This window comes from Aminobacter sp. GW821-FHT11F06, assembly GCF_058808215.1.
Map to the genome: position 1 here is coordinate 118860 of NZ_JBXARL010000001.1, position 26470 is coordinate 145329.

The following is a 26470-nucleotide window of genomic DNA, read 5'->3' on the forward strand; positions in this document are numbered from 1 at the left end:
CGCTATTGCGCTTCGTTCATGCAGGCGCATGCGAAAATGCGCGTATACGGGATCTGATACATGCTCGAATCGATGCGAAGTGCTGCGGGAACCTGGGTTGCTAAGCTGCTGCTTCTGCTACTCGTCGTCAGCTTCGCGATCTGGGGCATCTCAGGACGCATGCTGAACCAGTTCAGTGGCGACAAGGTGGTGACCGCCGGCGGCACGTCCGTTTCAGGCGTCGAATACCGCCTCGCCTATGACCGTCAGCTCAACGTCATGTCGCAGCAGTTTGGCCAGCGCCTGACCCGCGACCAGGCAAACGCGCTTGGTATCGACAATCAGGTGCTGTCGCAGCTGGTCGCAGGTGCCGTGCTCGACGAGCAGGCACGCAAGCTCGGCCTTGGCCTGTCCAAGGACCGCTTGGCACAGCTGACCTGGGACGATCCCACCTTCCGCGGCCCCGATGGCCAGTTCGACCGCCAGGCCTTCGAATACATCCTGCGCCAGATCGGCATGCGGCCTGAGGATTACCTCAAGAACCGCGCCCAGGTTGCCGTCCGCCAGCAGATCGTCGAAGCCGTTTCCGATGGCCTTGAGGCACCTGATACGTTCCTGCGGGCTGTCGCGCTTTATCGTGGCGAAGACCGCACCATCGACTATTTGCCGCTGCCCAAGTCGCTGGTCGAGCCGATCGCGGCTCCGAGCGACGAGGTGCTCAAGGCCTGGTTCGAGGAAAACAAGAAGAACTACGCCGCGCCGGAATTCCGCAAGCTGAGCTACGTCAAGCTCGAGCCGGAAGACATCATGGACGTCGCTTCGATCACCGACGAGCAGGTTCGCCAGGACTACGACAAGAACAAGTCGCATTTCACCACCGCTGAGACGCGCAAGATCGACCAGTTGGTAATCGGCAACGCCGATGCGGCCAAGGCGGCTTCCGATGCGATCAAGGGCGGAGCTGCCTTCGACAAGGTCGTCGCCGACCAGGGCAAGACCGCAGCCGACGTGGCGCTCGGCACGCTGACCAAGGAGCAGATCGCCGACAAGGCTGTCGCAGATGCGGCTTTTGCGCTGCAGGCAAACCAGGTCAGCGACGTGATCCAGGGTTCTTTCGGCTCGGTGCTCGTCCGTGTCAGCGAGATCACGCCCGAGACGGTGAAGACGTTCGATGAGGTCAAGGACCAGATCCGCAAGGAGCTCGCCCTTGCCGAAGCCAACCGCATCCTGCTCGACGTGCATGATTCCTACGAGGACGCTCGCGCCGGCGGCGACTCGATGCAGGCCGCCGCAGACAAGTTGAAGCTCAAGGTGGTGACGATCGACGCGATCGACCGGGCCGGCCAGAATGCCGACGGCACCGTTATCAACACGCTGCCGGATTCGCGTAACCTGATCCAGGCGACCTTCGAGGCCGAAGCCGGTATTGAAAACCCGCCACTCAACGTCGGCACCAACGGCTTCGTGTTCTATGAAGTCGACGGCATCACGCCGGCCCGCGACCGCACGCTCGATGAAGTGCGCGAAAAGGTTGTGGCGGACTGGACCGCGGCTGAAGCGACAAAGCGCCTCAACGACAAGGCGAACGAGCTTGAAAAGCGCCTCAAGGACGGCACCGCGCTGGACGTGATCGCTGGCGAACTGAAGCTTGAAAAGCAGACCAAGCGCGGGCTCAAGCGCGAAACCGACGACGCCGATTTCGGCCGCGAGGGTGCGGCTGCGATGTTTGCGATGGGCCAGGGTGGCACCGGCATCGTTGCTGCCCCCACCGGCGATGCGCAGATCCTGTTCAAGGTCGCTGAGGTGTTCGAGCCGGCTGGTGTGGACAAGAGTGCTGTGCCCGAGGACGCGCAGAAGACATTTGCCTCGGGCATGTCGGACGACCTGCTCGACCAGATCGTGGCTCAGCTTCAAGGCGAGTATCAGGTCACCATCAACCGGGATGCAGTCACCCGGGCACTTGCGGTGGGAACGCCATGAGCGCACTCAAACCGCATATCGCCAAGGTCGCTTCGGGCGCGCCCCTTACCTTCGATGAGGCGCGCGAGGCTTTCGACATCATCATGTCGGGCGAAGCGACGCCCGGCCAGATCGGCGGTTTCCTGATGGCGCTGCGCGTGCGCGGCGAGACAGTCAGTGAAATCTCAGGCGCAGTCGCCACCATGCGCGACAAGATGCTTCGCGTCGAAGCGCCCGCGGACGCCATCGATATCGTTGGCACCGGCGGTGATGGCTCGCACAGCGTCAACATCTCGACCGCATCGGCCTTCGTGATTGCGGGCGCCGGCGTGCCGGTTGCCAAGCATGGCAATCGCGGCCTGTCGTCGCTGACGGGCGCTGCCGACGTGCTGACAGCGCTCGGTGTGAACATCGACCTGTCGCCCGAAGCGATCGGCCGCTGCATCCACCAGGCCGGCATCGGCTTCATGTTCGCGCCGGCGCATCATCCGGCGATGAAACATGTCGGAGCGACCCGCGTCGAACTCGGCACCCGCACCATCTTCAACCTGCTTGGTCCGCTCTCCAATCCAGCCGGCGTCAACCGCCAGCTTGTCGGTGTGTTTTCGCCCGAGTGGGTCGAGCCGGTGGCCGAAACGTTGAAGGAGCTTGGCGCTCGGCACGTCTGGGTCGTTCATGGCGATGGCTATGACGAGATCACCACCACCGGCGAGACCCATGTCGCGGCCCTGAAAGACGGTGCCATCCACAGCTTCACGCTGACGCCCGAACAGGTTGGCCTTGCCAGACACACGCGCGAAGAGCTGCGCGGCGGCGATTCGGCCTACAATGCGGCGGCCCTGCGCGGCGTGCTCGAAGGCGCCAAGGGTGCCTACCGTGATACGGTGCTGATGAATGCCGGTGCCGGTCTCGTCGTCGCCGACAAGGTCGCAACCATCGGCGAAGGCGTGGCACTTGCCGCAGACGCAATCGACAGCGGGCGCGCGCTTGCGGTGCTCGACCGCCTGATCGGCGTTTCGAACGGATAAAGACATGGCCGACATCCTGCGCCGCATCGAAGCCTACAAGCGCGACGAGATCGCAGCCGCCAAGGCATTGCTGCCACTCTCCGAGGTCAAGGCACGGGCGCGCGATGCATCCAAGCCGCGCGGCTTTCTTGCCGCACTCGAAGCCAAGCGCTTAGACAATCGTTTTGGTCTGATCGCCGAGATCAAGAAGGCCAGCCCGTCCAAGGGCCTGATCCGTCCCGATTTCGACCCGCCGGCACTTGCCCGGGCCTATGCCGAAGGTGGAGCGGCCTGCCTGTCGGTGCTGACCGACACGCCGTCATTCCAGGGTGCTCCGGAGTTCCTGACCGCCGCGCGCGACGCCTGCGCCCTGCCCGCTCTGCGCAAGGATTTCATGTTCGAGCCTTACCAGGTGCACGAAGCTCGCGCCTGGGGTGCGGACGCCATCCTGATCATCATGGCGAGCCTCAGCGACGACGACACCAAGCGGCTTGAGGACACGGCCTTCGAGCATGGCATGGACGTGCTCGTTGAGGTGCACGACGAAGAAGAGACCGAGCGCGCGCTAAAACTGTCTTCGCGCCTGCTCGGCATCAACAACCGCAACCTGCGCACCTTCGAGGTCAGCCTCGACACTTCCGAGCGGCTGGCGCCGATGGTGCCGGCAGACCGGCTGCTGGTCGGCGAAAGCGGCATCTTCACCCACGCCGATTGCCTGCGGCTGGAAAAATCCGGCATTGGCAGCTTCCTCGTCGGCGAAAGCCTGATGCGTCAGGCCGACGTTGCCGCCGCGACCCGCGCGCTTCTCGACGGCGCAGCCGTTGCGAGCGTCTGACATGGCAAGCACCCTCACCCATATCGGTGCCTCTGGCGAAGCCAACATGGTCGATGTCGGCGACAAGGCCGAGACCACGCGCACCGCGATCGCCGAAGGCGTTGTCATCATGCGCGCTGAAACCCTGGCGCTGATCCTTTCGGGCAACGCCAAAAAGGGCGACGTGCTTGGCACCGCGCGCATCGCCGGCATCATGGCCGCCAAGCGCACGCACGAACTCGTGCCGCTTTGCCACCCGATCCTGTTGACCAAGGTGTCGGTCGAGATCGAGCCCGACGATGCCCTGCCCGGTCTTCGCGTGACAGCGCTTGCGCGCGTCACTGGCAAGACCGGCGTCGAGATGGAGGCGCTGACCGCCGCGTCGGTCGCCTGTCTCACCATCTACGACATGGCCAAGGCTGCCGACCGCGCCATGGTGATTTCCGGCATCCGGCTGGTCGAAAAGACCGGCGGCAAGTCGGGCGACTACAAGGCGGCCGAATAGATGGCGCTGCTGCCCGTAGCCGAGGCTCTGGAACGCCTGCTTGATGGCGCCGAACCCAGCGGCACAGAGACGGTCGGCCTCAACGAGGCCTCAGGACGCGTGCTTGCAAGCCCCTTGCATGCCCTGCGCACCCAGCCTCCCTTCAATGCCTCCGCCATGGACGGTTATGCCGTTCGCGCAGCCGACATCGCGTCCCTGCCAGCACGGCTGAAGGTCATTGGCACAGCACCTGCGGGAAAACAGTTCACCGGGACGGTTATGCAAGGCGAGAGCGTGCGCATCTTCACCGGCGCACCTGTGCCGGGCGGTGCGGACACCGTCGTCATTCAGGAGAACGTCCGCGACCTCGGCAATGGCGAAATCGACGTGCTGGAACCAGCGATACTTGGGCGCAATATCCGCGCCAAGGGCCTCGATTTCAAACAGGGCGATCTGATTCTCGACGCTAGCCGCGTGCTTGATCCGGCGGCGCTGTCGCTGATCGCGGCCGCCAATCACCCCGAAATGCCAGTGGTTCGCGCGCCGCTGGTTGCCATCATCGCCACCGGCGACGAACTGCTTCCGCCCGGCAGCAACCCGGGTCCTGACCAGATCATCGCCTCCAATGCCTATGGTGTCGCCGCGATAGCCCAATCGGTTGGCGCACGTGTGCTCGATCTCGGCATCGCAGCCGACCGTAAGGATGCGATCTCAGCCCTCGTCGCCAAGGCGCTCGATGCCCAGGCCGACGTCATCGTGACGCTCGGCGGGGCCTCAGTCGGCGACCATGATCTGGTCCATGGTGTTTTGACCGGGCTCGGCATGGATCTCGATTTCTGGAAGATCGCCATGCGCCCCGGCAAGCCGCTGATGTTCGGCCGCCTTGGCAAGACGCGTTGCATCGGCCTGCCCGGCAATCCGGTCGCCAGCCTGATTTGCGCGCACATTTTCCTGAAACCGCTGCTGGCAAAGCTTGGTGGGCGGCCCTATGCGCCCGACATCCGCAAAGGCGTCCTCGACACTGCGATGGCTGCCAACGACCTGCGCCAGGATTTCGTTCGCGCCATTGCGCGCGAGACGGCAGACGGCCTCATCGTTACGCCATACACGATCCAGGACTCGTCAATGCTCCGCACGCTCGCGGACGCCAACTGCGCCATCATGCGCGAGCCCTTCGCACCGGCCGCCGAATCTGGCAGTGCGTGCCGCGTGATGATGCTGCGCTGAACGAAGCAGCCACTTTCCTTCACCAGATATAAACAGTTGCAGAACACAACTGGAACAGATAGTGTTTGTTCTGGGTTTGTTTTTCTTCTGATTCCTCCGGGGGTGGCGATGCTGACGCGCAAACAACACGAGCTTTTGCTGTTCATCCACTCGCGATTGAAAGAGACGGGCATCCCGCCATCCTTCGACGAAATGAAAGAGGCGCTCGACCTCGCCTCCAAATCCGGCATCCATCGCCTGATCACAGCACTTGAAGAGCGTGGCTTCATCCGACGCCTGCCCAACCGGGCACGCGCGCTTGAAGTGCTGCGCATGCCCGATTCGATCGCGCCTGGCCTCAACGCGGCGCGGAAGTTTTCACCCAGCGTCATCGAGGGCAGCCTTGGCCGTCGGCCCGAGCCATCGCGCTCGATGTCAGCTGGCAATGACGACGACGCTGGTTCGGCCGTCACCATTCCGGTGATGGGGCGTATCGCCGCCGGCGTGCCGATCGACGCGATCCAGCACAAGACCCATTCCATTGTCGTTCCGCCTGACATGATCATGGGCGGCGAGCATTACGCGCTCGAGGTCAAGGGTGACTCGATGATCGAAGCTGGCATCTTTGATGGCGATACTGTCGTCATCCGCAGCTCGACCACCGCCAATCCCGGCGAGATCATCGTCGCGCTTGTCGATGACGAGGAAGCGACCCTCAAGCGCTTCCGCCGCAAAGGCGCCTCGATCGCGCTGGAAGCCGCCAATCCAGCCTATGAGACCCGCATCTTCGGGCCTGACAGGGTCAAGGTCCAAGGCAAGCTCGTCGGGCTGATCCGCCGCTATTGATTTTTACACAAGCCGGGCGCGCTGCTGAGCTCGGCCTTTCGTGCTGTCGTTCGGGCTGCCTGAACGGAATGCCGGCTATTTGACCCGGTCGAACCGCGCGTGCGATTGTGGCCATTTGAAAAGACCGGGATCGAACATCATGAATTTGGTTGTTGCTGAAGCACTGAGGTGGTGTTTCAGCAGTTCGGCGCACCCGGAGCAGATTTAGGCCGAACTCATGTGAGGCTTCGACCCCTCGTTATTTCGCTATGGAAACATACAGAAAGAATCTTTTGTCCTCGGCTATTGTTTTAACCGAGCTCCCGAAATGGGTGAGAAATGCATCTTGATCGCGTTTTGGCACAAGCACGCCATCGCCTGGGGTAAGCCATGCTGATACGTCAGCAGGTGTTTTCAGCTGTGTAATTTTACCTTGCCTATAGAACTCGGCCGAAAAGCTGCGTGCATCCAGAATGGCCAAACGGCCTGTATCTGGAAATGCAGCAATCAGGTCGACCTCAGTGGGGATTGCTGAGCGGGCCCAGCCGAACAAGGAAGCTGCGGTAATGCCTAAAAAAACCACCAACACTTCCGCCACTCCGAGCTTCAGCCAAAATGTTCGCGAGAGGTCGGTCCTGGTCCACAAAATGACAGCTAGCAGTGCTGCGGCTGGCAACCCTGGCAGCACATATGCCAGGAGGATGTTTGCTGCCAGAGTGAAAAACACCAGCGGCGTTACGGCGAACAAAAACAGATACAGATGAAGTCCGCCGCTTTCAGGTATGCCCTTCCGTAGCCGCCAGATCAAAACAGGCAACAGCAGGCTCCAAGGTAGAGTGGCCGCAACCCAATATAGCCAGATCGTGCCCTTCGGGTGCGCGCGCCCCGCGCCGTAAAGGTCTCCGGTCCAGCCGGGTTGCAGAAAGCGCTGGATGTGCTCACCGATCAGGAAATAGTGAAGAAATCCGGGCGTGGCAATTTCCGCCGCCACATACCATGGTATCACCAGCACGGCGACCAAGGCGCTCCCGCCAACCCATGGCAGGCGGCCAAGATCTTTCCAGCCACCGCGCCATATCATCCACGCCATGATTGGCGTTAGCGAAAGAACCACGGCTACAGGACCCTTGGCCAACAGCCCAATGGCAAGCCCCAAAAAGAACAGCCAGCCCCAGCGACGGCTTTTTTCCATGCCGCCGTGAAAGCCAGCCATGCATGCAACGACGCCAAGCGTTAAGACCATGTCGGTCATAACGAAGGCTGAGGCGACAAAAAACAGCCCTGTGCTGGCGGTGACCAATACCGCTGCCGCTGCCGTTCGACGATCGGTCAATGTGCACGCCCATCGATGCAGAATTACCAAGGTGGCGATGGCTGCCAGCAAAATTCCCAGTCGCGCAGCAAACGGCGTTGCACCAAACACGGCTATTCCCGCTGCCGACAACCATGTGTGCAATGGCGGCTTGGCCCAGAATGGCACGCCATAGTCAAACTGTGGCGTGATCCAATTGCCGGTTTCAACCATTTTCCGGGCGATTTCGGCATAGCGCGCTTCGGTTGGATCGGTTAGCGGTACCCAGGCCATTGCCAGCAGCCGCACGATGAGCAACGAGAGCAGGCCCCAGAAAATAGCACGGCTCTTGGTCATGATATTGCGCTTTCAGTCAAGATCCTGGCCTCAACGGCACGGCTTTCTGGGGCGTGGCCGGTGCATTGCATCATATCGGTGGCATCGCCCGGATGCAGCATGATCAGACAATCCGATTTCGCAGCCGACAACAGGCGCGGAAGCCATAGCTGAACATTGGCTGGGTCATTGAGACGGAGAAAGCCTGAAAAATCGCTGTTTACCTGGAGCTTGGCCTTGGTGAAGAACATGCGCGCTCGCACCGCCATCGCCATGACCGCCAATCCTTTGACGCCACCTGACCGAAGATTGCGCCATCGGTCTGCCCATGTGGCGGGCAACGGCACGCGCACCCATGTCTGCGGTCCGTATGGCAAGAGCGTGACAAGCGGTGCAATTTCCGGGAAGCAATGGCAATGCTGGTGGCCATCGTAATAATCGGGCAGGCTACCAAAGAGCGCAACGAACGCTTTGGTCTGCCGGTTGAGCGAAACGGCAACCTCAACCGGCAAGGCAATGCCCGGCAGCATCAGTTTGGCCAGAGGCCAGACTGGCTCCCGCTTCGAAAAGCCGTGCGTCAGGTTCAGATGCAGTCCGACCTGCGCACCTGCATCTCTTAGCGCTCGCAGACGGGCTATATCGCCGGGCTCAATCGCATCATTGACCATGACTGATGTGCCATCGAGCCGCCCCGCCGCCAATAGCGACAAGATTACCCGGTCATGCCCGCGACCCAGCCCGAAGTCATCCGCGATCCGCATCAGTTTTTCCCTTGAAGCTGATGTCTTCCGCCAGAATATAAGGCGGGCGCTTCTTGGCCTCTAAGACGGATTTTCCGACATATTCGCCCAACAGACCTAAAAAAATCATCTGGACGCCCCCAAAGAACGCGACGAGCGTCAAAACCGACGTAATTCCTGTCGGAATTGCAGGGAAAAAGAAATGCTGAAGCACGATGTAAATACCATACGCTGCGCTCAGCATTGCAATGATGCTTCCCGCCATTCCCATCAAACGGAGCGGTGTCGTTGTAAAGCTTGTCATGGCATCAAATGTCATCGACAACAGGCGGACCGGGCTAAAACTGCTATTGCCGCGGACGCGCGGTGGCGGCTCAAGGGCGATGCCGGTTTGGCGAAAGCCAATCCAGCCATACAGCCCCTTCATAAACCGATCACTCTCGGGAAGGCTGCGCAGCGCATTCATGAACCGTTGGTTGATCAAGCGAAAATCACCCGCACCCGGCGGAATTTCAAATCGGTTACCGCGATTGATGACCCAAAAAAACAAATGCGAAAGGGTCGCCTTCATCACCCCTTCAGACGCGCGACGATTGGCTTTGTAAGCGTAAACACTATCCATGCCTTCAGTGAGCCAGATACGCACGAAATCGGGAAGCATTTCAGGCGGATGCTGGAGGTCTGCATCCATCAGAATGGCAGCATCGGCGTAATAAGCTGCATCTATTCCTGCGGAAAGTGCTGCCTCTTTACCGAAATTGCGCGAAAACTGGAGAAGACGAACAGGACGCGCGCCAAAATCGTAAGCCTTCAACAGGGCAAAGCTGTCATCACTGCTACCATCGTCAATAAAGATATAGTCGACATTGAGCGCAAACTCTGTCGAGATACTGCGTGCAATTGAATTCAGCCGATCAAGGAGATCGGGCAATCCCTCAGCTTCGTTGTAGATGGGAATAATAATGCAGAGTGTTTTTGCAGTCATGGCGTCTTCTTTGCAAAAATTACTGTCGATGAGATCGCAAAATTAATAATCGCCGCAAGTGCTATCGCAACAAATAGCGCTGCAGCCAATGGAATGCCTGCATATAAAGTCACCTTCAAAATCACCACTCGCAGAGCATATATCAAACAACTCCAGACCATGAATAATACGTATCCGCGAATGGGATTACGCTTTGTGCCATGGAAGGTGATCCGATCATGGAAAAAAAATACTACCGATGCACTGAAAAACATCGCCACGGCCAAAGCGTATCCCGGATCCAAACCTATCCAGCTTGTTGCAGCCAGCGTTACGACATAATCGATTGCGGCTCCTATGCTGGAGCCGCTAGCAAATAGAGAGATACGTTTCAGCATTGAGGCAAACCAATGGCACTCTGGCCGTGAAATTGATGCTGGGGGCCCATGTCGGTGCAATGGCGCGGGACACTTCAATCATTGAGGCGACTTCCGATGAAGGACAGCGTTTCAGCCGCGAATAAATGCAGGTCGCACGTTTCTCAACCAATAAATCATCACGCCGCGCCCGCCACAACGGGCATGCCATTCTGTCATCATATTCTTGTCCAGGTACCAAACTTTTCGAAACTTGAGACACAAGCTATGGCCACGTCTCCCCAGATCGCTGCGAATAGCAGGTGCCGCATTGCCAGCCTTGCATATAGCCGCAATCCGCTTGAGACCAGTATTTGTGCCATGTCCATAAAGACACTGGATCAACCGATGATCCGTATGTTCCTGTGAAAGCGCGCCGCGCGATGCCGGCAACAACCTTCGCTCCGTTCCGGCCTGTCTGATGTTGCTCGGCCTTGGCTGATTGTCTGGCTATTTGGCCGGAATTGCGGCCTCCGGTGCTTTCGGGCGCTTGTTTTCTCGCTTGTAGGGCGGTAGGCCCCTCGCCTCGCGAGAGAATTCGCGCTGCGTATGCCACGGACGATATGGCTCGGCCACGGCGTGACGAATTTTGATTTTTTGATCCTTGTTGCCCGATGCTGGCGTCAGGAATATCGCCGCACTTCCAAGGCGCGCGAGTTCGCGGCTGGTGAGCACGGTTGCAGTTGAACCAAGGCAGATGTCCTTTGCGGTGGCGTCTGTCAAAACGATGAGGTCAGCGCTTGCGCATGCGCGCCTGGCGGCAACTGCGTGCTCGGCGTGCGCAATCACTCCGACAAACGCGTGTTGAACCAGACAAAGGCCATCGCTGCAGACAAAGGCAGCTTGCTTGTCAGTGCCGCTTGGACTGCTGGAGGTGCCCAGGCCCTTCGGATTTTTCAAGCCATCGGAGCCTATGCGCATAGGCCCGACAAACTCCTCGGTTGCCAAAGCCCGCTTCCAGTTATCGACCGTGAACTCGTTTGGTCGGGCGCGATTGACGGCAAGCTTTTTGTCCCCGGTCGGTACGCCCACCAGACGGCCATCTTCGGAGATGAGAACGACAGGTGTTTCGGTTTCCACCAGCGCCAAAATGCCGAGAGCGGCAAATGGCAAGGCTGCGACCCGCAACCAGGTCGTGGCGACCGATGCGATGACCAGTGCGGCGGTGACGAAGACAACCGCATGCGCCGACACCAACCCGACCGCATCAATGGGCGAGCGCTCGGAGAACCACGTTGCCAGGGCGATCATGGCCTTTAGGCCGATGCCCATCGTATCGAGGAAGAGCCCTTCGATGCCCAGCGGCATGAAGATGCCGGCGAGGACCGCAAATGGCATCACCAGCACCGAGACGATCGGCATGACAGCCAGGTTGGCGACAAGGCTGAGCGGCGAAACGCGCTGAAAATGCCATGCGCCGAAGACACTGGTGGCAAGACCTGCGATCAGTGACGTGGCGACAAGCCCGATCACAACCGTGGCAAGCCAGCGCCCTATCTTCGATGGCAACGACCGCTGCGCGAGAGGTTGCGCTTGCGCCTCCCGGCTGTCCGACCACCAGGCGTAGGCACCCACGAGCGCGGCCGTTGCCGCAAATGACATCTGGAAGCTCGGGCCAACCACCTCGTGCGGCGAGATTGCGATGACGACGATCGCCGAGATCGCCAGGTTGCGCATGGTGAGTGCAGCGCGATCAAACAGTACGGCGGTCAACATCACCGCCAGCATGATGAAACTGCGTTGTGCTGCGACCTCGGCGCCCGAGATGAACAGATAGCCCCCTGTCGAGACCAGGGCAGCACCTGCCGCGTATTTCTTCACTGGCCAACGTGAGGTGAAGCTGGGGAAGGCCGCGAAGCCGAGCCGCATCAGCAGCATGACGGTGCCCGCGACCATCGCCATATGCAGGCCGGAGATCGAAATGATGTGGTAGAGGCCAGTACGCCGCAGCGCCTCGTTGACGTCCTCGGGAATGCCGCCGCGCACCCCGACCACCAACGCCGCCGCGATCTCGCCTTCGGCGCCGCCGATCCGGTCGCGAATGCGCTGGGCTATGTTTTCGCGCACGTTCTCTATCGAAGCAAAGGCTCGATCGCTGGCCGACAGTGGCTGCGTGGTGGCAGCAAGGTCCGGTCCCTTCATGAAGAAACCGCTGGCGCCGATGCCGTCGAAATAGCTTTCGAAGGAAAAGTCATAGCTGCCCGGCCGCACGGGGCCTGAAGGCGGCATGAGGCGGACATAGCCGCTCACCTGCGCCCCGGCCACCACTCCGTCTGGAACGTTGCGCGCTGTCAGCCTGACACGTTCCGGGGCGTAGCGCAGAACCGGACGCGCGGTTGCGAGGACATCCAGGGTCAGCCGCACGCGGCCATTATCGAGATGGTCGAGTTCGACGACGCGCCCTGTGATCCCGGTCGATATCTCGGCGCCAAGCATCCTGGTTGCCATTCCAGCCGTTTCAAGCTTCGCCACGGTCATGCCGAGCAGGCAGGTTGCAGCGGCGGCGAGCCCGTAGTGGACCAGACGCTGCGAGCGCACGATGAAGGCAAACAATGCCGTAACCGCGAAAGCGAGTGCCAGCGGCGCAAGCGCAGGCTCGGCCGGCAGCGCAAAGTAGATGAGCGCGCCGAGAGCCAGCAACACCGGAATCAACAGGAAGGCAGCCCCGCGGTCGAGTTCGGTTTCGATTGCGGCATGCGCTGATCGCCTGCTGATCTGGTGGCCGGCCAGAAATTGTGATCCTCGTTGCAGCCAGGAGAGGTGCGGCGGCACTTGAGGCGGAAAAAACGCGGCTTCCACGGCAGCTTGGTCGGCTCCGGGAATTCTGGGCTGTGCCCAAGCAAGGGGAAGCGTAGCCGAGCCGGCCAGCAGGCCGTGCTCGCTGGCCTCGACCACCGGATCGTGACCGGCTTGCCCCTCCCGCACGCGCTCGCCCATCGGGCCTGCCCCTTGCGCCCCAGACCTTCTATGCTACATCAACGCCACCGAAACGCCATGCGCCGCCGGTCTCCGGCCGGGCGACGCCATGCCTCCCTTGGAATTTGCTATGCCCGTCGTGACCCGCTTCGCCCCCTCGCCCACCGGCTACCTGCATATCGGTGGCGCGCGCACCGCGCTGTTCAACTGGCTCTATTCCCGCCACACCGGCGGCACGATGCTGCTGCGCATCGAAGACACCGACCGCGAGCGCTCGACCGATGCCGCCACCGCTGCGATCCTTGAAGGCCTCACCTGGCTTGGCCTGACCTGGGAAGGCGAGCCGATTTCGCAGTTCGAGCGCGCGCCGCGCCACCGCGAGGTCGCCGAGGAGCTGGTGCGCATGGGCAAGGCCTATTACTGCTACGCCTCGCAGGAAGAGCTCACCGAGATGCGCGAGAAGGCACGCGCCGAGGGCCGGCCGCCGCGCTATGACGGGCGCTGGCGCGACCGCGATCCGTCCGAAGCACCGGCCGGCGTGAAGCCGGTGATCCGCATCAAGGCGCCGACCGAAGGCGAGACGCTGGTGCGCGACCGCGTGCAGGGCGACGTGCGTTTTCCCAACAAGGATCTCGACGATTTCATCATCCTGCGCTCGGACGGGGTGCCGACCTACATGCATGCCGTCGTCGTCGACGATCACGACATGGGCGTCACCCACATCATTCGTGGCGACGATCACCTGACAAACGCCGCGCGCCAGACGGTCATCTATGTCGCCATGGGCTGGGACGTGCCTGTCATGGCGCATATCCCGCTGATCCATGGTGCCGACGGTGCCAAGCTCTCCAAGCGTCACGGCGCGCTCGGTGTCGATGCCTATCGCGCCATGGGCTACCTGCCCGAAGCGCTGCTCAACTATCTCGCCCGCCTTGGCTGGAGCCATGGCGATGACGAGGTGATGAGCATTGAAGACATGATCCGCTGGTTCGAGATCGAGGACGTCAACAAGGGCGCTGCCCGCTTCGACTTTGCCAAGCTCGAGGCGCTGAACGGCGTCCACATGCGCCAGATGGACGACAACAAGCTGTTCGACATCTTCGTTGCGACCCTGCCCTATTTGCCGGGCGGCGATGCGATCCTTGCCAAGCTCGACGACAAGCGCACAGCACAGCTGCTTGCGGCGATGCCTGGCCTCAAGGAACGCGCCAAGACGCTGATCGAACTGGCCGATGGCGCGGGCTTCCTGTTTGCCGAACGTCCGCTTGCCGTCGACGAGAAGGCTGCAGGCCTTTTGGCTGGGCCGGCCAAGGACATCCTCAAGGGCGCCCATGCGGCCCTTTCGACGGTTGCCGAGGCCGAGTGGAACGCTGCCTCAGCCGAGGCTGCGATCCGTGAATTCGCTGGTCGCGAAAATGTGAAATTGGGTGGAGTCGCCCAGCCTTTGCGTGCCGCTTTGACAGGCAAAAGCACCTCTCCCGGGGTGTTCGATGTGTTGGCTGTTCTGGGGCGCGACGAAAGTCTGGGCCGCATTTCCGATCAAATCGATTAGGTCAGTAGTGCTTTCCTAGTTTTGCATTGAAATGAGGCTGTTGCGGTGCAACATTGCGGCAACAGGTCAATTTGAAAGCAGCGGGGAAGCTGGCAAGCGTGTTCGGGCGTTCCGGGCCGAAATGGTTGCCTTGTTATGACGATTGCGCCGCGTGAGGCGGCAACTCAGCACTAAGGAGTATGCGATGACTGATTCGACCGCCAAACTAGAGTTCCGCGGCCAGACCCATGAGTTCAAGGTTCGCAGCGGTACGGTCGGACCAGATGTGATCGACATCGCATCGCTCTACGCCACGACGGGTGCCTTCACCTACGATCCCGGCTTCACGTCGACGGCGAGCTGCGAATCGGAAATCACCTTCATCGACGGCGATGCCGGCATCCTGCTCCATCGCGGCTACCCCATCGACCAGCTGGCCGAGCACGGCGACTTCCTCGAAGTCTGCTACCTGCTGCTCTACGGCGAGCTGCCGACCAAGGCCCAGAAGGACGACTTCGACTATCGCGTCACGCGCCACACCATGGTGCATGAGCAGATGTCGCGCTTCTTCACGGGCTTCCGCCGCGACGCACACCCGATGGCGGTGATGTGCGGCGTGGTCGGCGCGCTTTCGGCCTTCTATCACGACTCGACCGACATCTCCGACCCGCACCAGCGCATGGTCGCCTCGATTCGCCTGATCGCCAAGATGCCGACGATCGCGGCGATGGCCTACAAGTACCATATCGGCCAGCCCTTCGTTTACCCCAAGAACGAGCTGAACTTCGCCGCCAACTTCCTGCACATGTGCTTTGCCGTGCCGTGCGAGGAGTACAAGGTCAATCCGGTGCTGGCGCGCGCCATGGAGCGCATCTTCATCCTGCACGCCGATCACGAGCAGAACGCCTCGACCTCGACGGTGCGTCTCGCCGGCTCTTCGGGCGCCAACCCGTTCGCCTGCATTGCAGCCGGCATCGCCTGCCTATGGGGTCCCGCACATGGCGGCGCCAATGAAGCGGCACTCAACATGCTGTCCGAGATCGGCCACGTCGACCGCATTCCGGAATTCGTTGCCCGCGCCAAGGACAAGAACGACCCGTTCCGCCTGATGGGCTTCGGCCACCGCGTCTACAAGAACTACGATCCGCGCGCCAAGATCATGCAGAAGACCACGCATGAGGTTCTGGGCGAGCTCGGCATCAAGGACGATCCGATGCTGGACGTGGCGATGGAGCTCGAGCGCATCGCCTTGACCGACGAATATTTCATCGAAAAGAAGCTCTATCCGAACATCGACTTCTATTCGGGCATCACGCTGAAGGCGCTGGGCTTCCCCACCACCATGTTCACAGTGCTGTTCGCGCTTGCCCGCACCGTCGGCTGGATCGCGCAGTGGAAGGAAATGATCGAGGATCCGCGCCAGAAGATCGGCCGCCCACGCCAGCTCTACACCGGCGCTCCCGAACGCGACTACGTGCCGATCGCCAAACGCTAAGCGCTGCGTACGGACTTCAAAAACGCCCGCCAAGTTCTTGCTTGGCGGGCGTTTTTCATTTCACGATGTGTTTGAGAACCGCTTCGGCAGCAATCTCGCCGGAAGGCCGCTCTGTTGCCAGGCGTCGGGCGACTTCGGCAAAGCCGTCCTTCTGCCAGCGCCGAAGGCCGCTGTCGGCGAACAGGCCCTCGACATAACGCGCCATCCATTGCGGCCGCACATACTGGTTGTAGCTTTCCTGAATGACGGGCCGGTCAGCGATCAGATTGGGCAGGGCCGCGCTCCACACGGTGATCAGGCTTTGAACCGCGCGCATGAACGTGTCGAGCTTGTAGGACGACAGCATCGGCACGCCGGCAAGCGCGAGCTCCAGCGACACGGTTCCCGATGCAATCAAGGCAGCGTCGGCTTCGCCGAAGGCCTGCCACTTGTGCTGCGGATCGAGGATGATCTCGGGCTTTTGCGGCCAGCCGGAAACCGCCTCTTCGACCAAGCCTGCAACATGCGGCACAGTGGGCAAAAGCAGGCGCATCCGATGGCCGCGGGCGCGTAGGATCGAGACAGTCTCGCCGAACGGTCCGATCAGGCTGCGCACTTCGCCGCGGCGCGATCCAGGCAAAAGCAGGAGCGTCTTTTCACGATCGGGCGCAAGCGCGCCTTTGCCTTCCTGCATCGCCGCCGCAATGGCGATTCCAGGATCCGTCGTCAGGCGATGGCCGACGAAAGTGCCGTGCGGGCCACCGAGGCGTTCAAGCTCGGCGGGTTCGAACGGCAGGATGCACAAGATCTCGTCGACATGCGGCTTCATGGCCTTGGCGCGCCCCGGTCGCCAGGCCCACACACTCGGGCAGATGTAGTGGACAATCGGGATCGCTGGATCGAGCGCGCGAACCTTCTTGGCCACCCGCAACGAAAAATCCGGACTGTCGATGGTGATCAGGCAGTCCGGCTTCTCTTTGGCGACAAAGCGCGCTGTCTCACCGATGCGCCGCAGCAGGCGCGGCAGGTCGCGAATGATCGCGGTCAGCCCCATCAGCGCGATCTCACCGGCATCGAACAAAGGCGAAAGGCCGAGTTCCTCCAGGTGGCGACCGCCGGTGCCGATAAGGTTTACCTCGCGCCCGCTCATGCGCTGCAGCGCCTGCACCAGGTCGGCCCCCAGCAGATCGCCAGACTCTTCGCCGGCAACAATGGCAATCTTAAGCGGTGGCAAGCTCATGTGTTGATTCCCTTGCCGGTGAGGCCGACGACAAACAGCCCCAGCCTGTCCGCGCGGTCGATCAGTTCACCAAAATCAAGCACAAGCGAGCGCCCGGCTTCAACGCCGATCCCGGCGAGTCCCGCCGCGTGGGCAGCGTCGACCGTCGAGGGGCCGATCGTCGGCAGATCGGCGCGCAATTCCTGGTTTGGCTTGGCACATTTGACCAGAACGCCGCGCTTGCGCCCGGCGATACGCCCATTGTTGCGCAGGTCGCGCACGCGTTCGAGCAACAAGTCGGTGCCCTCGATACCTTCAAGGGCAATCGCCCGGCCACCGACGGCAACCGCCGCCTGCCCGACATCGAGCGCGCCAATGGCATGGGCGGCTTCCAGGCCGGCATTCAGGTCGGCCCAATCGGCTTTCTGAGGCGCATGCGCGCCCATTGCGCCTTCGACCGCCAAAAGTTCCGGCACGATCTGATGGGCGCCGACGACCTTGATGCCGTAGTGCTCGAACGTATTGACGAGAATGCGCAGCAAGCCGTCGTCGCCACGCGCCAAAGCCGTCAGCGCCCGCGGCAGTAGGCGGAACAGCATCAGGCTCGGACGGATCGCACGCAACCTTGGGCGCCGGCTGACCCCGCCGGCAAGCACGACATGCGTGATGCCCTTGCGCTTTAGAAGCGGGAACACCGAGGGGAACTGCTCGATAGCAAGTACCTCACCCTCATGGCCCTTAAGGCTGGTGCCAGGATCGGTCTCTCCTTCGATGCTGACGACAAAGGGCGAATGGCCAGCCTGAGCCAGACTGTCGGCGACATAGATGGGAAGCCGGCCGCTGCCTGCGACGACAGCAACCCTGTCGGTCGCGGAAAGGTTTATCTTCTTTCCGCCCTCAGCTTTCGTCATCGGCGGCGTCGTCGGAGACGGCGTTGCGGAGCGGCGGAACGGTGAAGTGCCGCTTGCCGCGTGCCTGGATGAAATCCAGAACGTCGCGAACGATGGGCGAACCTGCAAACTCGCGTTCGACGGCCGGGATGTTCTCGGCCACGGAGCGGGTGGGATCGAAGATCATCTTGTAGGCCTTGCGCAGCGCGAATATCTCCGCGCGTGGCAGACCGGAGCGCTTCATGCCGATGATGTTGAGGCCACGCAGCCGGGCGCGATTGCCCATCACCATGCCGTAAGGGATGACGTCACCATCGATGATGGCGGCTCCAGCAGCAAAGGCATGATGGCCGATACGCGTCATCTGGTGGACAGCGGCAAGCCCGCCGATGGTGACGTTGTTGCCGATCTCGACATGGCCACCCAGCGTTGCGAGGTTGGCCATGGTGACGTTGTTGCCAACGATGCAATCATGCGCGATGTGCGCATAGGCCAAAAACAGCCCGTTGTCGCCCACAGTGGTTTCGCCGCGACTGGTGTCGGTGCCCACATGCATGGTCACGCCTTCGCGGATCGTGCAGTTCTTGCCAATCACCAGCGTCGTGCGGCCGCCCTTGTGCTTGTTGTTTTGCGGTGCCGCGCCCAGTGTTGCCTGCGGGAACACTTTGCAGCCCTCGCCCAAGGTCGTCGCGCCCATGACCGCGACATGGCTGATCAGCTCTACGCGATCACCAATGATGGCGTCGGCGCTGACATGGCAGAACGGGCCGATGCGGACGCCCGCACCCAGCTTTGCACCGGTTTCGACAACAGCGGCGGGATGAATGAAAGTTTCGGTCTGCATCAATGTTCTAGCTTATTCCTTGGGTACCATCATCGCCGCTACCTCGGCTTCCGCCACGACGACGCCGTCGACGCGTGCATGGCAGGCGAATTTCAGGATGTTGCCCCGCTTCTTGATCTTCTTGACGTGGATTCGCAACTGGTCGCCAGGAACGACCGGCTTGCGGAACTTGGCGCCGTCGACCGTCATCAGATAGACCAGCGAAGGGGTTTCGTCGATCACCAGGCGCAGGCAGATGGCGCCGGCAGTCTGTGCCATCGCCTCAATGATCAGCACACCCGGCATGACCGGATGGCTCGGAAAGTGCCCCTGGAAATGCGGCTCGTTGGCGGTAACGTTCTTGATGCCAACCGCGGAATCGTCACCATCGATTTCCACGATGCGATCTATCAGCAGAAACGGATAGCGGTGCGGAAGGATCTTGAAAAGGCCCTGGATATCGACGGTTTCGAGCGTCTTGGTTGCCTGGTCAGTCATTGCTCCCACCCTCCTTTGGTTTTCCCTTGGCCATTTTCCTCAGCAATGCAAATTCGCGCATCGCCTCTTTCATCGGCTTTGCCGGAAAGCCAGCCCAAACTTCGTTTGCAGGCACGTCGTGCATCAGTCCGCTACGCGCCGCCAGTTGGGCGCCTGCGCCGATGGTCAGATGATCGGCGAGGCCAACACCGCCGCCCATCATCACGTTGTCGCCGACAACGACGGAGCCCGAAATACCCGTAAGACCCGCGATAACGCAATTGCGGCCAATGCGCACGTTGTGGGCGATCTGGACCAGATTGTCGATCTTGGTGTTCTCGCCAATGATGGTGTCTGCCATGGCGCCACGATCGACGGTCGAATTGGCGCCGATCTCGACATTGTCCTGGATAATGACGCGGCCGATCTGGGGAATGCGCTCGGGGCCGCGCGCGCCGCCGGCGAAACCAAAACCATCCTGGCCGATACGAGCGCCGGCATGGATAATGACGCCATTGCCGATCAGCGCATACTGGATCGAGCAATGCGGGCCGATGTAACAATCGCGCCCGACCTGCGACGAACGCCCGATCACCGCGTTGGCAGCGATCACCGTGCCGCTGCCGACAGCCGCGTCGGGGCCGATGACGGCCCCGGCCTCGATGACAGCACCAGCTTCGATATGAGCGGTTGGATCGATATGGGCGAATGGTGAAACGCCGGTTTCTCCGGTCATGCCAACCGGGCGTTCAGCCTCGGGATAAAGCAGCCGGCCGATACGCGCGAAGGCCTGTTGCGGACGCGGCGTGACCAGAACGGCGATGCCGTCCGGAACCATGCCTGCAACGTCAGGCGTGCAGAGCACGGCTGCGGCTGAAAGTGTCGCCAAGGGCTTTGCGTTGCGCTTGCCATCGACAAACACCAGTGCACCATCGCCACCACTGCTTGCGGCAGCGATGGTCGAAATGGCGATATGGGAATGTTTGGGGTCGACAAGCGTCGCGCCGGTAAGGCCGGCCACCTCGCCCACCGTAAAGCGGCGTGACGGCACAAAAAACACCGGATCCGTCATAAAATGCTGTTCCAGCCAAGCCGGGCAACCGTCTTCCGGGCCACGATGGCCCGGAAGTATCGTTCCGCGCGATTAGAAGCGGGTCGAAATGCCGAAGTTGAATTCCTGCGTATTGTCGGAGTCCTGCTTGGCCACCGGCATCGCATAGTCGATACGCAGCGGGCCGAACGGCGAGGCCCAGAGCAGGCCGACACCAACCGAGGCACGCCACTGCATGTCCGTCGAGATAATGTTGGTACCCGCAACATCGACCTTGTTGCCGTAGAGCGTCGCCGCATCGGCGAACACCGCGCCACGCAGGCCGAAGCTTTCCGGCACGACCGGGATCGGGAACTGCGCTTCGGCAGTGGCATTGAAGTAGGTCGTACCGCCAAGGTGATCCTGACCGTTGGTATCGAACGGACCGATGCCGTTATATTCGAAACCGCGGATCATGCGATCGTTGCTCTTGAAGTGATCGAAGACGCGCAGACCGTCGTCGCCGAAGCCAGCAATATGGCCGCCGCCGGCGGACAGAAGGGCAACGATATCAAGCTCTTCCGAGAGAGTCTGATAATAGGTGCCGCGACCGGAGACCTTCACAAACTTGGCGTCGCCACCGAGACCGGCCACTTCCGTCGTGAAGTTGGCGTAGATGCCGGCATGCGGGCTCTTCATGTCGTCGATGGTGTTGTAGACCAGCGTGCCGCTGACCGACGACTTGACCCACGGGCTGTTTGCGATGCCGTCGATGATAGCCGGCGAGATGGAGCAGGCGTCGTTAATGCCATCGCCATTGGTGTCGCAATTGTTGTCTAGCGAATACTCTTCCTGCGACAGGTTGTAGGCCAGCTGCGTCGAGACGTTGTCGGTGATCGGCAGACCGAAACGGATCGTACCGCCGGTGATGTCGCTGTCGTATTTATCGTCATACTTGCGGGTCTGACGATAGATGTCGAAGCCCGCCGCGATACGACGGCCGAGGAAATACGGCTCTGTGAACGAGAAGCTGTAGTCACGCGAGTTCTTGCCGCCACCGGCCGAGAACTTGATGAACTGGCCACGGCCGAGGAAGTTGCGCTCGGTGATCGAACCTTCGATCGACGGGCCGGCATTGTCGCCACCTGTCGAATAACCAGCGCCGATCGAGAACTCGCCGGTCGACTTCTCGACCAGATCGACAACCAGCACAACCTGATCGGGCTGCGAGCCGGGAGCTGTCGAAATCTCGACCTTCTCAAAGAAGTTAAGCGCTTCGAGGCGCTTCTTCGCGCGCTGGATGAGCACCTGGTTGAAGGCATCGCCTTCGCTGACGTCGAATTCGCGACGGATCACGAAGTCGCGGGTACGTTCGTTGCCGCGGATCTCGATGCGCTCGACATAAGCCTTGGCACCCTGGTCGACGGTATAGACGACGTTGATGGTGCGCGTTTCGAAGTTGCGGTCACCACGCGGCGTCACCTTGGCGAAGGCATAACCCTTGCCGGCGACATTTTCGGTAATGCCGATGATCGAGTCTTCGACGTTCTTGGCGTTGTAGACGTCGCCCTTGCGGGTTTCGACCAGGGACTGCAGCTGGGCGCCATCGATCTCCGGGATCGTGCTCTCAACCGAAACGTCGCCGAACGTATAACGCTGACCTTCATCGACGGTGATCGTGATGGTGTACTGGTTGGTCGTCTCATCGAGTTCGCCAAAAGCGGACACGACCTGGAAATCGGCATAACCGTGATTGAAGTAGAAGCGGCGCAGCGCTTCCTCGTCGGCACGCAGACGATCTTGGTCGTAGATATCGTCGCGAAGCATGAACGACAGGAACGACGAGCGCTTGGTGGAGATGATGTCGGCGAGACGGCGGGCGCCATAGGCGCTGTTGCCGACGAAATTGATCGCAGCAATCTTGGTGCGGCCGCCTTCATTGATTTCGAACACCACGTTTACGCGGTTTTCGCCGAGGTCGACGACCTTGGTACCAACGGTGACGTCGTCGCGACCGACGCGCTTGTAAGCTTCCTTGATCGTTGCTGCGTCAGCATCGAGTGCTGCCTGCGAGAACGAACCGCGCGGCTTGAGCTGGACCGCACCGGTGAGCTGCGCGTCCTTGAGCTTCTTGTTGCCCTGGAACAGCACTTGGTTGACGACCTGGTACTCGGAAACCTGAACCACCAGCGTCGAACCGACCTGGTTGATTCGGACGTCGGAGAACAGGCCGCTGCCGAACAGCGCCTTCACCGCATCGTCGATGTCGGTGTTGGAGAACGACTTGCCTGGCTTGATGGTGATGTAGTTGCGGACGGTTTCCGCATCGACGCGCTGATTGCCGCGCACTTCGACCCGGTTGACCACCGCCGCCTCTGCGGCCGACACGGCAACAAACTGAACCACCACTGCTGCCGGAACGGCCAGCGCGGCGGAAAGAGCTACCGCGGACGCGGCGCTCGCAAACTTAAGTGCTGCCTTCATTGGCCTTTATAACCTTTTTCTCGAAGTCCCCACGGCGAGAAAACCGGACGTCGCGGTAAATTTCTCGTACCGTATTAACCGGATTTTCCCTACACGCAAGGCTTCTAGTTAATTTGTATTTACTTACCTTGCGAGCGTGACTTTCGCGTCACGCATATCACCCCAGATGGTAAACGCCCCCTCAACAGGCCCCTCGCCTGCCTAAAATTTCTTCATGATTTCAGCAGCCAAACAGGTCGTTCCAAAAAACGAAACCCATAAAGGCGAGAACCAGAATCATCCCGACACGGTATACCGCTTCCATCGCCCGTTCGGAAACGGGGCGGCGGATCACCGCTTCCACGGCATAGAATGCGAGGTGGCCACCGTCCAGCGGAGGAATTGGCAAAAGGTTAAGAAAGCCGATGCCGACCGACAAAAGCGCAACCAGTTGCACCAGCCATACAAAGCCCAGCTGAGCCGCCTTGCCGGCCATGTCGGCGATCTTCACCGGCCCGCCGAGCTGGCACTTGTCCTCGCGTCCGACGACGAACCGCGTCAGGAACTGGCCGGTGCGCTCGATGATGTGGCCGGTCTCCGAAACGGCCTGAACGAAGGCGCCGCCAGGGCTGTAGCTGATCAGCCTGGGTTGCCCCAGCTCCTCGTTGTTGACCACGCCGATGACGGCGACCTTGACCGCATTGCCGAGCGCATCCTTCTGCTCCATCATTTCGGGCGTCGCCGTCATGGTGATGTCCTTGCCGTCGCGCAGCATCACGAAGGTGATCGGATCGCCGCCACGGCCTGACACCAGGCGCTGCACGTCGGAGAAGGTTTCGACCGGGCTGCCATCGACGCTGACGAATCGGTCCCCCGGCTGAATGCCGGCGTTTGCCGCCGGGCTTGCGGCGCGCACTTCGGCGACAGTCGGCTCCATGACATAACGGCCATAGGCCGAAAACAGCACGGTGAAGACGGCAATCGTCAGAAGGAAGTTGAACACAGGGCCGGCAACGACCGTTGCGGCGCGCTTCCAGACCGGCTGTGTGTGAAAGGCGACCTTGCGTTCCTCGGGGGTGAGATTCTCATCCTCGCCGCCCTCCGGCTTGGAGGTGACGCTCATGTCGCCGACAAATTTGACGTAGCCGCCCAAGGGAACCGCGCAGAGCTTCCAGCGCGTGCCGCGGCGGTCGTTGAAACCGAGCAGTTCCGGTCCGAAGCCAATCGAAAAAGCCTTCACGCCGATGCCGCACCAGCGGCCGACGAGGTAGTGGCCCATCTCATGGACGAACACGACGACGGTGAGCACGAACAGGAACGGCACGATGGTGCCGATCAACAGGCCGTCTGTGCTCAGGAAGCCGGGTAAATACTCGTTCAAATCAAGCCCTCAACCAGATACCATCGAGCCCCAAATGAGGCGCCGTGCCTTGCCCGAGGCTTACGCCGCGCGCTTCGGTCGCTCAGGCTGGAAACAGTCCCTGCGCCGGATGATCGGCCGAGCCTGACATCCAACCGATGACGTATAGGGCAAATGCCGCCGCGACAAGCCCGTCGACCCTGTCCATCACGCCGCCATGGCCGGGAATGAGCGACCCCGAATCCTTGTAGCCGTGCCGGCGCTTGACCCAGGATTCAAACAGGTCACCGGCTTGCGAGATCACCGAGAGCAGCAAAGCCACGATTGCCAAGGCGAAGAGGTTGCCGGCGCCGACGGCGCTGGCAAGCAAAAGCCCCGCCACAACGCCGCCAACAGCACCGCCAAGCGCGCCGCTGCGGGTCTTGCCAGGCGAGATGGCGGGCGCAAGCTTTGGCCCGCCGATCCTGCGGCCGACGAAATAGGCGAAGATGTCGGTCGCCCAGACAACCGCAAACAAAAACAGGATGGCGATGAGGCCGGCTGCGTCATTGCCGCGCAGCAGCGCCAGAGACAGCCCGGAGAGCGCGGCATAGCCGAATCCGGCAGCTTCCCAGGCCATTTCGCCGCGCAGCCGGCCCACGGCCCACAGAATCACCGTGGAGGCACCCGCCAGGACGATCAGCGCAAGTGCGGGCACGCCCGCAACGAGCGCACCGGCAAACAGCAGGATCGCCACCTCAGGCAGCATGGCGAGGCCGCCCACGGGCCAGCCTGCGTCGCTCTTCGGTCGCGACATGCGCGACCACTCGTAGAATATGGCAAGGGCTATGGCCGCCGACAGCAGCCTGAACGGCATGCCGCCCAGCCAGGTCAGCAGCAGCACCGCTGCCGCGAGCACGATCGCCGAAATTGTCCGGAGCTGGAGATTGCTCATGTCAGCGGTCACAACGCGACGTCGCGCGCGGCAAGCCCGCCAAAGCGGCGTTCGCGGCCGGTATACTCGCGCAAGGCCTCGCTCAGATGCTCGCGGGTGAAGTCCGGCCAGTAGCAGGGCTGGAAAACCAGCTCGCTGTAGGCCGACTGCCAAGGCAGGAAATTGGATAGCCGAACTTCGCCGCTGGTGCGGATGACCAGATCGGGATCAGGGATACCCGATGTGTCGAGCTGTTCGGCGAACAGTTCCGGCGTGATCGCTTCGCTGGAGATTTCACCGCGCTTGACCGCTTCGGCAAGCTTGCGCGCCGCACGCGCGATCTCGTCGCGCCCGCCATAGTTGAAGGCGATGACCAGGGTCAGCGACCCGTTGCCGGCGGTTAGCGTTTCGGCTTCCTCAAGCAGGGAGCGGATGTCGGGCTGCAAGGTCGCGCGATCACCGATGATGCGGACACGCACGCCGCTGTTGTGGAGTTCGGCGAGATCGCGGCGAATGAAGATCTTGAGCAGCCCCATGAGGTCGGTGACCTCGGATTTCGGCCGCGACCAGTTCTCGGAAGAAAACGCATAGACCGTCAGCCAGGAAATGCCGAGGTCGGCTGCCGCACGAACGGTGCGGCGCAGCGCCTCGACGCCGGCACGATGTCCCGCAACGCGCGGCAGGCCGCGGGCCTTTGCCCAGCGACCATTGCCGTCCATGATGATCGCGACATGCGCGGGCGTAGTCATCCGTTCGCTTTCGGGCCGGTCTGCGGCCGCCTTAGACTTGCATGATCTCGGCTTCTTTGCCCGCAAGCAGGCTGTCGATCTGGCTGATCGTGTCGTCGGTCAGCTTCTGCACCTTCTCGGACTGGACGCGATGATCGTCCTGGCTGATATCGCCGTCCTTTTCTTCCTTCTTGAGCGTCTCCATGCCGTCGCGGCGCACGTGGCGCGTCGCCACCTTGGCATTTTCGGCATAGGTGTGCGCGATCTTGACCAGTTCCTTGCGGCGCTGTTCGTTCAGCTCCGGCAGCGGAATGCGCAGATTGGTGCCGTCAACGATCGGGTTGAAGCCGAGGTTGGATTCGCGAATGGCGCGATCGACTGCACCCACCATCGACTTGTCCCAGACCGACACCGAGATCATGCGCGACTCCGGCACCGACACCGTCGCGACCTGGTTGAGCGGCATCGAAGAGCCGTAGGCCTGGACGTGGATCGGGTCGAGAAGGTTGCTCGAAGCGCGGCCCGTGCGGAGCGAGGCGAGATCGCTCTTGAACGCGTTGATAGCGCCTTCCATGCGCCGCAGAAGATCGTTGTAGTTCGAGCTCATCAAAGCCTCCTTGGCCCC

The 26470-nt window shown here is 61.3% G+C and carries 23 protein-coding genes and 1 pseudogene; 8 read left to right on the forward strand and 16 right to left on the reverse strand.

Features of this window, described 5'->3' with window-relative positions; all coding sequences use genetic code 11:
* Positions 1-60 precede the first annotated feature (60 nt).
* The 6 genes from AC1RTB_RS00580 to lexA all read left to right on the forward strand — a co-directional run bounded on the left by AC1RTB_RS00580 (position 61) and on the right by lexA (position 6295).
* On the forward strand, positions 61-1959 hold the full coding sequence (locus tag AC1RTB_RS00580; RefSeq protein ID WP_492877087.1) for a SurA N-terminal domain-containing protein: 1899 nt from the start codon (positions 61-63) through the stop codon (positions 1957-1959).
* Positions 1956-2966: an anthranilate phosphoribosyltransferase gene (gene trpD / locus AC1RTB_RS00585; RefSeq protein ID WP_492877085.1), complete on the forward strand. Its 1011-nt coding sequence runs from the start codon at positions 1956-1958 to the stop codon at positions 2964-2966. Before AC1RTB_RS00580 ends, trpD begins: the two co-directional genes overlap by 4 nt.
* A 4-nt stretch (positions 2967-2970) precedes the next feature.
* A complete protein-coding gene (gene trpC, locus AC1RTB_RS00590; RefSeq protein WP_492877083.1) occupies positions 2971-3780 on the forward strand; it encodes an indole-3-glycerol phosphate synthase TrpC in 810 nt (269 codons plus the stop codon).
* A 1-nt stretch (position 3781) separates the two neighbouring features.
* Complete coding sequence (gene moaC, locus AC1RTB_RS00595; protein ID WP_492877082.1) at positions 3782-4264, forward strand: cyclic pyranopterin monophosphate synthase MoaC; 483 nt, start codon at positions 3782-3784, stop codon at positions 4262-4264.
* The gene (locus AC1RTB_RS00600; protein ID WP_492877080.1) at positions 4265-5470 is read left to right on the forward strand and encodes a molybdopterin molybdotransferase MoeA; all 1206 of its coding nucleotides are present in this window, start codon (positions 4265-4267) and stop codon (positions 5468-5470) included.
* A gap of 108 nt (positions 5471-5578) precedes the next feature.
* Positions 5579-6295, forward strand: a complete 717-nt coding sequence (lexA, locus tag AC1RTB_RS00605) for a transcriptional repressor LexA (RefSeq protein ID WP_492877078.1) — start codon at positions 5579-5581, stop codon at positions 6293-6295.
* Positions 6296-6533: 238 nt separating this feature from the next.
* On the opposite strand, the gene AC1RTB_RS00610 is transcribed toward lexA, so the two are convergent.
* The 6 genes and pseudogenes from AC1RTB_RS00610 to AC1RTB_RS00635 form a co-directional block, all read right to left on the reverse strand.
* A complete protein-coding gene (locus AC1RTB_RS00610; protein ID WP_492877076.1) occupies positions 6534-7922 on the reverse strand; it encodes a phospholipid carrier-dependent glycosyltransferase in 1389 nt (462 codons plus the stop codon).
* Positions 7919-8662 (reverse strand): ChbG/HpnK family deacetylase, encoded by a 744-nt coding sequence (locus AC1RTB_RS00615; protein ID WP_492877074.1) that lies wholly within the window; start codon positions 8660-8662, stop codon positions 7919-7921. The genes AC1RTB_RS00610 and AC1RTB_RS00615 overlap by 4 nt, the downstream gene beginning before the upstream one ends.
* On the reverse strand, positions 8646-9626 hold the full coding sequence (locus tag AC1RTB_RS00620; RefSeq protein WP_492877072.1) for a glycosyltransferase family 2 protein: 981 nt from the start codon (positions 9624-9626) through the stop codon (positions 8646-8648). Before AC1RTB_RS00620 ends, AC1RTB_RS00615 begins: the two co-directional genes overlap by 17 nt.
* On the reverse strand, positions 9623-10003 hold the full coding sequence (locus AC1RTB_RS00625) for a GtrA family protein (RefSeq protein ID WP_492877070.1): 381 nt from the start codon (positions 10001-10003) through the stop codon (positions 9623-9625). Before AC1RTB_RS00625 ends, AC1RTB_RS00620 begins: the two co-directional genes overlap by 4 nt.
* Positions 10000-10408, reverse strand: a pseudogene (locus tag AC1RTB_RS00630) (Tn3 family transposase); the annotation flags it as partial. The pseudogene AC1RTB_RS00630 and the gene AC1RTB_RS00625, both read right to left, overlap by 4 nt.
* A 63-nt stretch (positions 10409-10471) precedes the next feature.
* Positions 10472-12958 (reverse strand): ComEC/Rec2 family competence protein, encoded by a 2487-nt coding sequence (locus AC1RTB_RS00635; RefSeq protein ID WP_492877069.1) that lies wholly within the window; start codon positions 12956-12958, stop codon positions 10472-10474.
* A 109-nt stretch (positions 12959-13067) separates the two neighbouring features.
* Here AC1RTB_RS00635 and gltX point away from each other — a divergent pair, with 109 nt between their 5' ends.
* Both gltX and gltA read left to right on the forward strand, forming a co-directional pair.
* The gene (gene gltX, locus AC1RTB_RS00640) at positions 13068-14489 is read left to right on the forward strand and encodes a glutamate--tRNA ligase (RefSeq protein ID WP_492877067.1); all 1422 of its coding nucleotides are present in this window, start codon (positions 13068-13070) and stop codon (positions 14487-14489) included.
* A 184-nt stretch (positions 14490-14673) separates the two neighbouring features.
* On the forward strand, positions 14674-15963 hold the full coding sequence (gene gltA / locus AC1RTB_RS00645) for a citrate synthase (RefSeq protein ID WP_476801816.1): 1290 nt from the start codon (positions 14674-14676) through the stop codon (positions 15961-15963).
* 55 nt (positions 15964-16018) lie between these two features.
* Here gltA and lpxB read toward each other — a convergent pair whose 3' ends face one another.
* The 10 genes from lpxB to frr form a co-directional block, all read right to left on the reverse strand.
* Positions 16019-17182, reverse strand: a complete 1164-nt coding sequence (gene lpxB / locus AC1RTB_RS00650; RefSeq protein ID WP_492877065.1) for a lipid-A-disaccharide synthase — start codon at positions 17180-17182, stop codon at positions 16019-16021.
* Positions 17179-18072 carry an LpxI family protein gene (locus AC1RTB_RS00655; RefSeq protein ID WP_492877063.1) on the reverse strand — a complete coding sequence of 298 codons (894 nt, stop codon included), beginning with the start codon at positions 18070-18072 and terminating at the stop codon, positions 17179-17181. The genes lpxB and AC1RTB_RS00655 overlap by 4 nt, the downstream gene beginning before the upstream one ends.
* Positions 18059-18895, reverse strand: coding sequence for an acyl-ACP--UDP-N-acetylglucosamine O-acyltransferase (lpxA, locus tag AC1RTB_RS00660; protein ID WP_492877061.1), 837 nt, complete (start codon positions 18893-18895; stop codon positions 18059-18061). Before lpxA ends, AC1RTB_RS00655 begins: the two co-directional genes overlap by 14 nt.
* Positions 18896-18907: 12 nt before the next feature.
* Positions 18908-19372 (reverse strand): 3-hydroxyacyl-ACP dehydratase FabZ, encoded by a 465-nt coding sequence (fabZ, locus tag AC1RTB_RS00665; RefSeq protein WP_492877059.1) that lies wholly within the window; start codon positions 19370-19372, stop codon positions 18908-18910.
* Complete coding sequence (gene lpxD, locus AC1RTB_RS00670; protein WP_492877057.1) at positions 19365-20423, reverse strand: UDP-3-O-(3-hydroxymyristoyl)glucosamine N-acyltransferase; 1059 nt, start codon at positions 20421-20423, stop codon at positions 19365-19367. Before lpxD ends, fabZ begins: the two co-directional genes overlap by 8 nt.
* A 72-nt stretch (positions 20424-20495) precedes the next feature.
* A complete protein-coding gene (bamA, locus tag AC1RTB_RS00675; protein ID WP_492877055.1) occupies positions 20496-22865 on the reverse strand; it encodes an outer membrane protein assembly factor BamA in 2370 nt (789 codons plus the stop codon).
* A 220-nt stretch (positions 22866-23085) separates the two neighbouring features.
* Entirely contained in the window at positions 23086-24225 is a 1140-nt protein-coding gene (rseP, locus tag AC1RTB_RS00680) for an RIP metalloprotease RseP (RefSeq protein WP_492877054.1), read from the reverse strand.
* 82 nt (positions 24226-24307) lie between these two features.
* The gene (locus AC1RTB_RS00685; RefSeq protein ID WP_492877053.1) at positions 24308-25138 is read right to left on the reverse strand and encodes a phosphatidate cytidylyltransferase; all 831 of its coding nucleotides are present in this window, start codon (positions 25136-25138) and stop codon (positions 24308-24310) included.
* An 8-nt stretch (positions 25139-25146) separates the two neighbouring features.
* Positions 25147-25932, reverse strand: a complete 786-nt coding sequence (locus tag AC1RTB_RS00690) for an isoprenyl transferase (RefSeq protein WP_492877051.1) — start codon at positions 25930-25932, stop codon at positions 25147-25149.
* Complete coding sequence (gene frr / locus AC1RTB_RS00695; RefSeq protein ID WP_492877049.1) at positions 25898-26452, reverse strand: ribosome recycling factor; 555 nt, start codon at positions 26450-26452, stop codon at positions 25898-25900. Before frr ends, AC1RTB_RS00690 begins: the two co-directional genes overlap by 35 nt.
* Positions 26453-26470: the final 18 nt, after the last annotated feature.

Bases quoted from the DNA above. Each gene is read 5' to 3' on its own strand.
- AC1RTB_RS00580 (WP_492877087.1), top strand. From the start codon at position 61: ATGCTCGAATCGATGCGAAGTGCTGCGGGAACCTGGGTTGCTAAGCTG.
- trpD (WP_492877085.1), top strand. From the start codon at position 1,956: ATGAGCGCACTCAAACCGCATATCGCCAAGGTCGCTTCGGGCGCGCCC.
- trpC (WP_492877083.1), top strand. From the start codon at position 2,971: ATGGCCGACATCCTGCGCCGCATCGAAGCCTACAAGCGCGACGAGATC.
- moaC (WP_492877082.1), top strand. From the start codon at position 3,782: ATGGCAAGCACCCTCACCCATATCGGTGCCTCTGGCGAAGCCAACATG.
- AC1RTB_RS00600 (WP_492877080.1), top strand. From the start codon at position 4,265: ATGGCGCTGCTGCCCGTAGCCGAGGCTCTGGAACGCCTGCTTGATGGC.
- lexA (WP_492877078.1), top strand. From the start codon at position 5,579: ATGCTGACGCGCAAACAACACGAGCTTTTGCTGTTCATCCACTCGCGA.
- AC1RTB_RS00610 (WP_492877076.1), bottom strand. From the start codon at position 7,922: ATGACCAAGAGCCGTGCTATTTTCTGGGGCCTGCTCTCGTTGCTCATC.
- AC1RTB_RS00615 (WP_492877074.1), bottom strand. From the start codon at position 8,662: ATGCGGATCGCGGATGACTTCGGGCTGGGTCGCGGGCATGACCGGGTA.
- AC1RTB_RS00620 (WP_492877072.1), bottom strand. From the start codon at position 9,626: ATGACTGCAAAAACACTCTGCATTATTATTCCCATCTACAACGAAGCT.
- AC1RTB_RS00625 (WP_492877070.1), bottom strand. From the start codon at position 10,003: ATGCTGAAACGTATCTCTCTATTTGCTAGCGGCTCCAGCATAGGAGCC.
- AC1RTB_RS00635 (WP_492877069.1), bottom strand. From the start codon at position 12,958: ATGGGCGAGCGCGTGCGGGAGGGGCAAGCCGGTCACGATCCGGTGGTC.
- gltX (WP_492877067.1), top strand. From the start codon at position 13,068: ATGCCCGTCGTGACCCGCTTCGCCCCCTCGCCCACCGGCTACCTGCAT.
- gltA (WP_476801816.1), top strand. From the start codon at position 14,674: ATGACTGATTCGACCGCCAAACTAGAGTTCCGCGGCCAGACCCATGAG.
- lpxB (WP_492877065.1), bottom strand. From the start codon at position 17,182: ATGAGCTTGCCACCGCTTAAGATTGCCATTGTTGCCGGCGAAGAGTCT.
- AC1RTB_RS00655 (WP_492877063.1), bottom strand. From the start codon at position 18,072: ATGACGAAAGCTGAGGGCGGAAAGAAGATAAACCTTTCCGCGACCGAC.
- lpxA (WP_492877061.1), bottom strand. From the start codon at position 18,895: ATGCAGACCGAAACTTTCATTCATCCCGCCGCTGTTGTCGAAACCGGT.
- fabZ (WP_492877059.1), bottom strand. From the start codon at position 19,372: ATGACTGACCAGGCAACCAAGACGCTCGAAACCGTCGATATCCAGGGC.
- lpxD (WP_492877057.1), bottom strand. From the start codon at position 20,423: ATGACGGATCCGGTGTTTTTTGTGCCGTCACGCCGCTTTACGGTGGGC.
- bamA (WP_492877055.1), bottom strand. From the start codon at position 22,865: ATGAAGGCAGCACTTAAGTTTGCGAGCGCCGCGTCCGCGGTAGCTCTT.
- AC1RTB_RS00685 (WP_492877053.1), bottom strand. From the start codon at position 25,138: ATGAGCAATCTCCAGCTCCGGACAATTTCGGCGATCGTGCTCGCGGCA.
- frr (WP_492877049.1), bottom strand. From the start codon at position 26,452: ATGAGCTCGAACTACAACGATCTTCTGCGGCGCATGGAAGGCGCTATC.